Annotated in this window: 14 protein-coding genes; 5 read left to right on the top strand and 9 right to left on the bottom strand. The window is 64.4% G+C overall.

Annotated features, from left to right (window positions below; genetic code table 11):
• The first annotated feature begins 75 nt into the window (after positions 1 to 75).
• Positions 76 to 345: a DUF7520 family protein gene (locus tag HTIA_RS13840; protein WP_008525309.1), complete on the top strand. Its 270-nt coding sequence runs from the start codon at positions 76 to 78 to the stop codon at positions 343 to 345.
• A 77-nt stretch (positions 346 to 422) separates the two neighbouring features.
• On the opposite strand, the gene HTIA_RS13835 is transcribed toward HTIA_RS13840, so the two are convergent.
• Both HTIA_RS13835 and HTIA_RS13830 read right to left on the bottom strand, forming a co-directional pair.
• A complete protein-coding gene (locus HTIA_RS13835) occupies positions 423 to 884 on the bottom strand; it encodes an MGMT family protein (protein ID WP_008525310.1) in 462 nt (153 codons plus the stop codon).
• Between the two features lie 89 nt (positions 885 to 973).
• Positions 974 to 2,911, bottom strand: coding sequence for a restriction endonuclease (locus HTIA_RS13830; protein ID WP_008525311.1), 1,938 nt, complete (start codon positions 2,909 to 2,911; stop codon positions 974 to 976).
• A 180-nt stretch (positions 2,912 to 3,091) separates the two neighbouring features.
• On the opposite strand from HTIA_RS13830, the gene HTIA_RS13825 reads away from it, so the two are divergent.
• Positions 3,092 to 3,307, top strand: coding sequence for a hypothetical protein (locus HTIA_RS13825; RefSeq protein WP_008525312.1), 216 nt, complete (start codon positions 3,092 to 3,094; stop codon positions 3,305 to 3,307).
• Here HTIA_RS13825 and HTIA_RS13820 read toward each other — a convergent pair.
• Both HTIA_RS13820 and thyX read right to left on the bottom strand, forming a co-directional pair.
• A complete protein-coding gene (locus tag HTIA_RS13820; RefSeq protein WP_008525313.1) occupies positions 3,300 to 4,403 on the bottom strand; it encodes an acetate and sugar kinases/Hsc70/actin family protein in 1,104 nt (367 codons plus the stop codon). The two genes, HTIA_RS13825 and HTIA_RS13820, sit on opposite strands and share 8 nt — an antisense overlap.
• Positions 4,404 to 4,506: 103 nt before the next feature.
• Positions 4,507 to 5,256 (bottom strand): FAD-dependent thymidylate synthase, encoded by a 750-nt coding sequence (gene thyX / locus HTIA_RS13815; RefSeq protein ID WP_008525314.1) that lies wholly within the window; start codon positions 5,254 to 5,256, stop codon positions 4,507 to 4,509.
• Between the two features lie 116 nt (positions 5,257 to 5,372).
• Between thyX and HTIA_RS13810 the strand changes: the two genes are divergently transcribed.
• On the top strand, positions 5,373 to 5,807 hold the full coding sequence (locus HTIA_RS13810) for a DUF5788 family protein (protein ID WP_008525315.1): 435 nt from the start codon (positions 5,373 to 5,375) through the stop codon (positions 5,805 to 5,807).
• A 19-nt stretch (positions 5,808 to 5,826) separates the two neighbouring features.
• Here HTIA_RS13810 and HTIA_RS13805 read toward each other — a convergent pair whose 3' ends face one another.
• Positions 5,827 to 6,522: an MMPL family transporter gene (locus tag HTIA_RS13805; RefSeq protein WP_449404937.1), complete on the bottom strand. Its 696-nt coding sequence runs from the start codon at positions 6,520 to 6,522 to the stop codon at positions 5,827 to 5,829.
• 144 nt (positions 6,523 to 6,666) lie between these two features.
• Between HTIA_RS13805 and HTIA_RS17530 the strand changes: the two genes are divergently transcribed.
• Complete coding sequence (locus HTIA_RS17530) at positions 6,667 to 6,795, top strand: hypothetical protein (RefSeq protein ID WP_449404936.1); 129 nt, start codon at positions 6,667 to 6,669, stop codon at positions 6,793 to 6,795.
• Positions 6,796 to 6,815: 20 nt separating this feature from the next.
• On the opposite strand, the gene HTIA_RS13800 is transcribed toward HTIA_RS17530, so the two are convergent.
• Both HTIA_RS13800 and HTIA_RS13795 read right to left on the bottom strand, forming a co-directional pair.
• Positions 6,816 to 7,502 carry an RAD55 family ATPase gene (locus HTIA_RS13800; RefSeq protein ID WP_021029666.1) on the bottom strand — a complete coding sequence of 229 codons (687 nt, stop codon included), beginning with the start codon at positions 7,500 to 7,502 and terminating at the stop codon, positions 6,816 to 6,818.
• A complete protein-coding gene (locus tag HTIA_RS13795) occupies positions 7,486 to 8,070 on the bottom strand; it encodes a response regulator transcription factor (RefSeq protein WP_008525319.1) in 585 nt (194 codons plus the stop codon). The genes HTIA_RS13800 and HTIA_RS13795 overlap by 17 nt, the downstream gene beginning before the upstream one ends.
• A gap of 144 nt (positions 8,071 to 8,214) precedes the next feature.
• On the opposite strand from HTIA_RS13795, the gene HTIA_RS13790 reads away from it, so the two are divergent.
• Positions 8,215 to 8,790: an MBL fold metallo-hydrolase gene (locus HTIA_RS13790; protein ID WP_008525321.1), complete on the top strand. Its 576-nt coding sequence runs from the start codon at positions 8,215 to 8,217 to the stop codon at positions 8,788 to 8,790.
• 19 nt (positions 8,791 to 8,809) lie between these two features.
• Here HTIA_RS13790 and HTIA_RS13785 read toward each other — a convergent pair whose 3' ends face one another.
• Positions 8,810 to 9,613 carry an ATPase gene (locus HTIA_RS13785; RefSeq protein ID WP_008525323.1) on the bottom strand — a complete coding sequence of 268 codons (804 nt, stop codon included), beginning with the start codon at positions 9,611 to 9,613 and terminating at the stop codon, positions 8,810 to 8,812.
• Positions 9,610 to 9,882, bottom strand: a complete 273-nt coding sequence (locus HTIA_RS13780) for a DUF5827 family protein (RefSeq protein ID WP_008525325.1) — start codon at positions 9,880 to 9,882, stop codon at positions 9,610 to 9,612. The genes HTIA_RS13785 and HTIA_RS13780 overlap by 4 nt, the downstream gene beginning before the upstream one ends.
• Positions 9,883 to 9,969: the final 87 nt, after the last annotated feature.

Below are 9,969 nucleotides of genomic sequence, written 5' to 3'. Positions count from 1 at the left end.
GTTCCTTCTCGGACATACCCACTGGTAGCCGCCGGGAGTGAAAAGCCTAATCGCCTCCGGCACATATCGGGGGGTGTGTCGAAAGCTACCCCGATCCGCGGTCGACGAGTCATCCTCGGCCTCTACCTGGCAGTCGTCGCCATCGCCGGCGTGATGGGCGCGGTACTTGGAGCGACGAGGCCGGACATCGTCGAGCCGGAGCTGTTCGGCGTGCTCGCGCTGCCCGCAAACACGCTGGGGATGGCCGTCTACGGGATGCTCACCGTCGGCCTCGCGCTCGGCGTCCTGCTGGCCGCGGTCTCGTACGTCGCCGGCCGGTTCGACTCGCACGATCCAGCCCAGTAGCGCCCTGTTGACCTAACGAAGTGCAGTCACACTGGATGGGTGCCTCCAGAGTGAGAACGGCGAAACACGATTTCTGCTCAGGCGAGCCCTTCGATCGACCGGAGTTTTTGTTCGACCCCCGGCGGTGCCCCGCTCGGACCATCGCGAACGCGATGATCGGGAACGACCAGTGGGACGGGGTTTTCGGCGAGCGCCGATCGAACGAGCCGGACGTCCGCCTCAGCGTCGGGATCGAGCCCGGGCGTCATGCGCGTGAGTGCCTCGACGGTAATTCCTTCCCCGTAGGGGACTGATCGAAGCGTTTCCAAAACGTCCCGGTGGTCGGTCGCCATCGTCAGCGCGACGGTCTCCGATTCGAACGAGACTGGTTCACCCTCGAAGTACGCTTCCAACCGATCGAGGAGCGGATGATCCGTCGCCGCGTCGTTGGCTGGCGTCTCCGGGAACGAGACCGCGATGATCCGGTCACCCGCGAGGCCGACCTGGACGTATCGATCGAGATAGTCGATCGCCCGCGCGTAGATGCCTGCTGGCTCCATACGTGTCCGAACGACCGACGTCGACTTCAAGGTGTGTTCCACGGGGCCGGGGGACGTCTCGCCCCCGGAACGTAACGCGACGAAGTCACTCAAGACGGTCGTACGGTGTTGGTCGCGCGGCTTTCCCGAGCCCCGTCGGACTGTCCGTCATTCAAATAACAGAGTTCGGCCAGACCGCGCGCGTCGATAATCGTGACGCCGGCCGAAGCCGCCGTTTCGACGGATTCGGGTTCGATCGGATCGGTCGTCACGAGGATCGGCCACGGGTCGCCGTCCCGATTTGCGGTTCGACCAGCGAGTGCGGTAACGACCGACGGGCCGACTGGGCTGGCGCGGCGGCGAACCGAAAGGAGCAACGTCGCGCCGACGTCCGGCCGTCTCGCGAGGAATGGCGACCCGCCGTCAGTCCGTTCGACTGCCCAGCCAAGGTCTCGCCAGACGTCCGCGACGGTGTGGCGAAGGGACTGCTCTCCGAGAGACTCGACGTGACGAACGTACTGTGCGCGTGACTCACGAGGAACGGCGAGCGCCGGGTGCTGGCCGCCCGCGATCTCGAAGACAGCCAGCGCCATGGCGTCCGTCTCGGCTGCTCTGACGGCCGGCAGCTGATCGTCGAACTCGACAGGCACAAGTTCGGAGTGTTCGGCGTCCGATAGCGGTCGAATCGGCCCGACATCCCCCACCGGAAGCCCGCCGCTCGTCCGCACGGACCGCCGGCCCGTCTCGGCGTCACCGTCGGCGAGGACCTCAATCCGGCGCTCGACGGTCTCGCGTCGGTCCTGAAGCGACGGGACGGCCGGCGGATCGAGTTCCCGTGCCGTCTCGATCGCCGCCTGGAGGTGGTCCCTGGCGTCGACGTAGGCGTCCATCGCGGCTTCCAGAGACTGGGCTGTCGTGAGTCGGATCGCAGCCCGTCGATGAAGGGTGGCCGACCGCGACCGGGCAGCCAGCAGTTCGGCCGCGATCGTCGCCAAGCGCTCGCGAATCCGATCGGCGTGGCCGACGAACCGATCATCGTCCGCCCCCCAATCGAGTTCGAGCACCTGGCGGTAGCGGTCGTAGGCGATCTGCCACCGGTCGGCTGCCTCGCCGGGAAGCGTCGACGCTGCTGGCGCCCGCTCGAACGCCGCCGCGGCCCGGATCGGGGCGACGGCCAGTCGCCGACGATCGCGCTCGATCGAAGTCAGGATGTTACGGATACGACGGGCCGCCTCTGGGGACAGTCGTCCCCGCTCGAGCACCGTCTCACAGACCTCCTGTGCCTGCTGATAGGCGTCCGCGGCCGCCTCGTAGTCCTCCGCCCGCCACTGGTCCCTGGCGTCCGCACGCGCCTGCTCGGCTCGCTCGAGCAGCAATCGCTGTGCCTCCGTTCGGTAACGTTCGCGATAGGCGTCGAATCGGTGGTCCATCTCGGGGGCGTCGGCCGGGAACGAATCGAGAGGGTCTCTGGCCTCCTCGAGGGCGGAATCAGCCCGTCCGAGCGCCGCTTCTGCGGCCTGGAGTCGTCCGGCCGAGCAAGCATCGGCGGCCGCCACGATCGCGTCCTCGGCCTCACCGAGCAACCGTTCGAAACGGATGCGACGCTGGGAGGCCGTCGAGAGATACGTCTCGACAGTTTCCGGGTCGGTCGTGGCGACGGAGAGTTCCCAGACGTCGTCTCCGACCCAGAACCGAAGAGTCGACTCCCGCAACCCGGAGGTAGCCTCGACGTGATCGATTCGAGTCAGCGGGATCTCCTGGCAAAAGTCGTTCCCGTCGTCGGCCCCACCAACGACCAGGACGACGCGACGGGACGTCGCCGCGACGAGCGTCCGGTAGTCCGATGCGGGTTCGTAGGTAGCCTGCTCGTCTGGACCGTCACGGACGACGCCTCCCCCGTCGGTCGCGAAGACAACCCGTGGTTGTTCGTCGGACTCGAGGTAGAATTCGATCGGCTTCTCGGCGAGGTAGCCGTCGCTGAACAGTCCCCCGCTCCCAGTTTTCGAAAGGAGTTCGTCGCCGACGATCCCCTCGTCGTCGGTTGCCATGCGATCGCATATACGTCGGATTACCTTAATGATGCGGGATGCTAGCCCCAAGCGCTGTCGAATCGGCCTTCGATCGTGGAGTGAACCGCGAGGAGCTGAACCGGTCTCCCGGCCGTCGGCCGGCTGACTGACGGGTGTCTGACTGGGGTTTAGGTGGACCGTGTCGAAACGCACTATGCGATGCCTCGGCTTGCACTCTCGTTGCCGGCTGAACTCGGCCCGGTGCAGGGGGACGTCTCGCCCCGATCCGGCAACGTTCAATCGCTGATCGAGCGGGGAACGGTCGACGGATCACGGGCCGACGACGAGTCGGAGCGAACGCCACAGATCGAATCCTGGCTCGCGTGCTGGAGCGACGGGCGGCAGTCGACAGAAAACGGGGACGACGCTACGTAGAGTCGGCGAGTCGCGCGGCGATGCGCTGTGCGCCGACAGTCGCGGCCAGGTCCGGGTTCTCGGGGGCGATGACCTCGACGTCACGGTCGAGCGCCTCGCTGGCTCGCTCGGCGAACTCGTCGACGATGCCGGGAATGCAGGCCATCCCGCCGGTCAGGACGATCGGGCGATCGAGGGCGAGCTGGTAGACTTTCATGTGGTCGTTGGCGAGTTCGGGCAGGAACGTGTTGGCGAACTCCTCGACCACGTCGTCGACGTACTCGTCGACAGCGTCCATGACGCTGCGTTCGATCGTGAACTCGTGTGAGCCCCCGCCCGGTTGCTGGATGACGTCCGTGAACGGCTCGAAGTTCTCGAAGTCGGCGTGCTCCTCCTTGTATTCGCGGGCGGTCTGGGTGTCGATGTTGACCCGTCCCTGGGTTTCGGCCTCGACGTAGTTGGTGATCTGTCTGTCGACCTCGTTGCCCGTCACCGCACCGGTGGTGAACGGCGCGAGTTGCTCGCCACGCCGGTAAGCGGAGGCTTCGAGGTTCGTCGAGCCCATGTTGATCGCGAGAAAGATCTCGTTGATCGCTTCCAGGTCGTCGCCGAACGCGGGGATCGCGCCACACAGCGACTCGGGGTAGCTCTCGATGAAGGCCCCGCCGATGGCGCTGTTCTCGACGACCGACCGGAGGTTGGCCAGCCCGGCCTCGTTGTCGATCGTCGGAATCGCGTAGACGACGCCGCTGTCTTCGGGGATATCGTTTGCCCCGACGAGCGACTCGAAGAATCGCTCGGTCAGTGCCGCGCCGTCCTCGTCCTCGGGCAGTCCGGAACGGAGCATGAACTGGACGCGGTCGGGGTACTCCTCGGCGGCCTCCTCGCCGTAGAGGACCCGTTCTTCGCCGGTGAGTGCGTCCTCGTAAGTCGCCAGACAGGTCAGGATCCGAACGGTCTCCATGTCGCCGTCGTCGCCGGGATAGGAGACGACAGTCCGGGTGCTCCCGAGCTTGACTCCCACGGGCATCGTCTCGGCGGCGTCGGTGCCAGCCGATTCGTCTGCTGTAGCCTCGCCCTCTGGTGGGGACTCTTCGTCAGTGTCGTCGTCACTCATACGCTGGCGAGTTTAGGCTCCGAAAGTATATACCTACGGTCGCTGGTCTCACGAACGATACTGCCAGCCCGGTGTCGATCGGTCCTCACGACACGCGACTCGATCAGGGAGCGAGTCGGTTCTTGCGGTCTTTCATGTGCTCGTCGTAGTATTCGAAGGTGATCGGGGCCCACTCCGCGGCGAGATCCAGGATGTCCTCGGTCATCTCGCGGATCTCCCACTGGGCGTCGGCGGCCGCCCGCATGTCGCCGATGTGCATCAACATCCGGGCATTCAGCGTCATCACGATGTTGACTTTCGTGCCGATCGGCAGCACCATCCGGGCGTCCTGGGCCGGCACACCGAGGTCGAGGAGTTCGCGGTAGGATTCGAAGGACTGTTCGAGTGCGTCCCGGTAGGCCGTCTCCCGATTCTCGAGGACAGCCTCGTCGTCAAGGCCTTCGTATTCCTCGGCGAAATCGGCGTTGCGACCGGTCAGTCCCGGATCGGAGAGCCCCGGAATCTCGACGACTGCCTCGCCCGGCTCGGGTTCCTTCTCGTCGAAGGAGACGTACCGCATCGACTGAATGTCGAAGGTGACGTGGCGGTGGCGGGTGATCTGGGCCATACACGACCGGCTGACGCCCTCGATGGCGAAAGTGGCGTGAGGGTGCTCGAAGGGGCCGTAGTGGCCGTGCTCGAGCAGTCGGTGGATCATCGTCTCTTTCTTTTCCTCGAGGTCGTCACCGCCGACCGAGTCCATGATCTCCGCGAAGGACTGGTCGCCGACGAACGAAGAAAGGTAGTCGTTGCGCGCGGCCGAACAGATGAGTTCCTCGGGATCGTCGGTGGCTTCGAGCAACTGAACGTCCATGTACAGTCGGCCGGCCGGCAGGTAGATAAATCCACTTTTCGCGGTGGGCACCAACGGACGGAACCACAGCGATCAGAGACCAAAAGATACGCGACACCGGAGACCCGAGAACGTGTATGGACGACACCAGGGACGACGAACCACTCAGCGACCGGCGGCGCGAGGAGTTGCTGGAGCGCGTCCAGCGCAAGAGCGCTACGGTCGGCCAGCAGTTGCCCCAAGCGGTCGAAATCCAGGGAACGGAGATGAACTTAAAGGAATTCGTCTGGGAGACCAAACGCCAGGGGACCGTCCCGCCGGAGTTGCGCGACCGGGTGCGGAAAGTGCGGGCGAAACTCACCGCCGAGCGCAAGGAGCGCAAGCAACGACTCGAGTCGGCCGACCTGACCGCGAAGGAAGCCGAGGACCTCGCTCAGTCCATCGTCGGGATCGACCGGGCGATATCGGCACTCAAGAACCTCCACGAGCCGAACCTCGCAGACAGCGCTCGACAGGCCGACGTCGAGAGCTCGCGGCGGTGGGTCTCGTTTCTGGACTCCATTCTGGATTGAGCCGTCAATCGGAGCCGGGTCACTCGAAGAGCCACACCCAACCACGGAGCGTCAGCGGTAGGATCGCCACCGCGGTGATGTCCGAGAGGAGCGTACTGACGCCAGTCAGCAGGCCGAACTCGCCGAGGATCGGATTCACCGCGATCGTCATACAGAGGGTACTCCCCGACGTGGTGAGGACGCTCGCGGTGATCCCGCCGCCGGTCCCGCCGAGGGTCACCAGCAGCGCCTCGTGGACGTCCCCGCACTCGTCGTACTCGTCGACGAAGCGGTGGACGACGTGGACGGAATAATCGATGCCGAGGCCGATCGAAATCGAGAGGATCGTCGCCGTCAGCGCGTTGAACGCGATGCCCAGTGCCGGCATCGTCCCGACGAGAAGCACGATCGCGACGGTGATCGGAACCATCGTGACTACGCCCAGGGACGGCCGATCCTCCAGCAACCAGAAGATGACGACGAGGAAGACGCCCGAGAGGCCGAACGCGACCAGGAAACTCGAGACGGCCGACTCCATCAGCGCCTCCGTCAGCGCCCGAAAGACGACGATGTCACCCGTCGCGGTGGCGTCGAATCTGGCGTCCGCGGCGAGTGTCCGTGCGTCCTCGGTCACGTCCTTCTGGCTCGCGCTGGCTTTGACCTGGTAGACGACTTTCGTCGCCTGTCTGTCCTCGGTGAGATATTCACGAGCGCGATCACCGGACTCGGATGCCATCACCTCGTCGTAGATCGGCTCCAGATTCCGGTCCGGAACGCCGTTTTCCGTGAGGTCGTTACGTTCGAGGCGGGCCGCGAACGCCTCGTCGGTCTCGGCCTGGGATTGAATTACGTCGAACTCTGCTTCGAAGTCATCAACCCGATGGAACAGGACGCTGTCATCGGATTGCTCAACGTCAAAGACCCGTCGTTCGCACTCGAACTGGAATCGCAGTTCCGAAAACACTGGGACGAAGCCGAACGCTACGACCCGGGCGACGGACACGACTGAGAGACACTGGACCGGCGGACCTACAGTTCGACCCACTCGCTGGGTTCGGCGGTCAATCCACGGACGCGGGCTTCCCGTTTGCCGTCGTTCTCGCGAATCTCGATCATCCCGTCGAAGGCCTGCTTGATCACCTGTAGCGTCTGTTCGTCGTGCGCACTGGCGTCGATCGTGAACAGCCCGAGATATTCGGCGGCCTCGAGTCGCGAGGAGAGGACGTGACAGAACTTGAAGACGGTCTTGCGGTCGGTGTAGGTGAGCATCGTCGACAGCGACGAGAGCGCGAGCCGGCCACGATCTGCGCCACGACCGTGGAGCGCCTCGAGCGCCTCCGTGATCCCGATTCCGATACCCGTCAGGTCGCCGGGCGAGTTCACACGATGGGTGAACACGTCGTTTCCGACGCTTGATTCGCCAGTCTGTTGATCGCCGGCACAGTCGATGACGCCCAACTCGAAGTCGTCGGTACCGACTCGACCGGCGAACTCGTTCACGACAGTCTCCGCGCGATCGCCCGTCGAGACGATGATCGCACCCTGTCCGTCCGTCACCCCGTCCGCGAGGACGTCGTAGGCCAGTCCCTGTTTGCCAGTCATCGCGGGGCCGGAGATCAGGATACTCGACCCGGGCCTGACGGCCTCGAGGGCTTCGACGTCGAGTACTGATGAGAGATCGTACATTGTCCCAGGTTGATCAGTGTTCGTCGCCATTGCTCAACTCCCGAAGCGTTGCGATGAAGTCCTCGTCGTCTTCGACCCCGCCGAGGGTCTCTGAGAGGTCGTCATCGAGTTCGTCGACGCGCTCGGTCAGTTCTCGATACTCCTCGCTTTCGGCGAGTTCGGCGTGGCTCTTGGTCGCTTCGAGCGTCGCCTGCTTTTCGACCAGCGAGTAATACTCCTGGAGCAGGTCGTCGTAGGTCGACCGTTCGAGCAAATTTGAGACGGTGTCATGGAGTTCGTCGCTCCGGATCGGTTTGGTGAGATACGAGTCGAATCCCATCTCCAGAATGTCGAAGTCGGGTTCGACGGCGGTCACCATCGCGACCCGGCAGTCGCTGTCACTGTCGCGGATCCGCCCCAGGACTTCGTCACCCGACAACCCCGGCATCATCCGGTCGAGCAACACCACGTCGACGGTCTCGTCGAGCATCTCCAGGGCCGTCGATCCACTCTCGGCCATGCGAACCTCGTATTCGTCCTGTAACCAGAGTTTGTACGTCTCGGCGACGTCCGGCTCGTCTTCAACGATGAGGACGACTGGTGGTTCGGAACCTGACATCGGCCATCTATCTGGTGGTATTTAGCTCCGGGTACATAGCCCTGTGGGTCTGGATGGCTACTTTCGGCAAGACGCGATCGTCGAAGCGGTATCGGAATGTCGACGACCCGAACGCCTGAAGCGTCTCGACGTACTTTCGCCCGTATGATCAGCAATCTCGCCGAAGGCGTCGAGGGGTTCACCAGCAACGTCTATCTCGTGACCGGCGACCGAACGGTACTCGTCGACGTCGGCAACGACTTCGACGTGATCGCGCGCGTCCGGGAACACGTCGAGACGATCGACGCCGTCGTCCTGACGCACACCCATCCCGACCACGTCGGCAATCTACAAGCAGTCACGACGGCCTTCGACGTCCCGGTCTTTGGCTACGACCTAGACGCCTCTGGCGTCGAACGAGCGATCGCCGACGGCGACAGCGTCGTGCTGGGCGATCACACCTACACGGCCCTGCACACACCAGGCCACAAGGACGATCACCTCTGTCTGTACGCCGCCGAGCCTGAAATTCTCTTTGCGGGCGATCTGGTCTTCGAGAACGGTGGATTCGGCCGGACCGATCTCGAAGAAGGCGACCGTTCGCTACTCGTCGAAAGCATCCGGCGAGTCCTGGAGACTGTCGAGCCCGGCCTGGAGGTAATGTACGCCGGCCACGGCCGTCCGGTCCAGACCGAGCCCTACCAGACTATCGAACTCGCCGGCCAGGCGGCACGATTTTGAGCGTCCGTTCTACCCGTGCTCACTCGAAGGCTGCAGCGAGGACGGCGTCGTAAGCGTGATCGTAGGCTTCGGCGATCGCAGCCGGATCCCGTCGTCGATCAGTGTCGAGTGCCGGTAGCGAGACAGTGGCGACCGGGTCGATCAGATCGACCACCGCGGGAACGCGCTCCTCGAGTTGGCCCTCTCTGGCCGATCCGGAGGCGACCCGACAGGCCTTCTCGTAGCGGTTGCCCGGATACACCCGGACACGGCCAGGTTCGACGACTGCGACGGCGTCAGGCGACAGGTTTGCTACCGGGCGAGCGATGTTCCCGTATGACTCGACGACAGCCCGATCTGCCGATTCGACGGTTTCGCGGATCGAGTCCAGTGCCGGGACGTGGAGACGCTGCATGACAGCGTTGAACTCCTGGAGCGACTCGACGGTGGCACCCTCCGAAATCGGGAGGTGCTCGCGGGCTGAGTCGGGTATCTCGACCGTCCCGTTGACGACGAAACGGTCCCCCACCCGATCGAGGACGAACTCCCGGTCAGTTTGCCCGAGCAGGCCGGAGCCCTCTCCCGGACTCGGCCGCCAGAGTCGATGGATCGGATTCAGTGATTCGGGCGACCGCTCGCCGGGGCCCGCCGCCGCGAGTCGCCTGGCGTCTTTCCCGTAGAGGCGACCGTCCGCGATCGCCCGGCGGTAGTCGTCGTGGTCGAACCAGTAGTCGTTGCCCGCCCGTGGCTTGAATCCGATCGCGCCAGTGCGTTCGAGCAACCCCGTCGAGAAGGTGGTCTTGCCGGCGTCGACCCGATCAGCGCCCGCGACGAGCAGCTTCATGCGTCAGTCGCGAGGCCGTAGTAGCCGGGTTCGTCGTCGCCGGCCGGCTCGGCGAAGACGAACGATTCGGCGTACTTGAGCATCCACGGGATCGCCCAGTCAAGCAGGACGTTCTCGGTCTCGACGTCGAGGTCGGCCTCGGGGTCGAGGCCCTGCAACAACTTGGCTACCTCGTAGATCGTGTACATCCGGTCGGCCGCAAGGACGTCTTCGGGTTCGCGAAACTCCAGCGGTCGCAGGTCGTCGAACTCGTCTCTCGGGCGTGGCATACCACTCGATACGCCGATGGGATGCCTAAAGGTCACGTTCGAGGGCCGGACGGTCTGTTCTGAATGTGCGTCGCGCTCACGACCGAA

The sequence above is a fragment of the Halorhabdus tiamatea SARL4B genome (assembly GCF_000470655.1).
GTDB lineage: Archaea > Halobacteriota > Halobacteria > Halobacteriales > Haloarculaceae > Halorhabdus > Halorhabdus tiamatea.
Note: the sequence above shows the minus strand (reverse complement) of the source record. Positions and strands in the feature narration are given on the sequence as shown.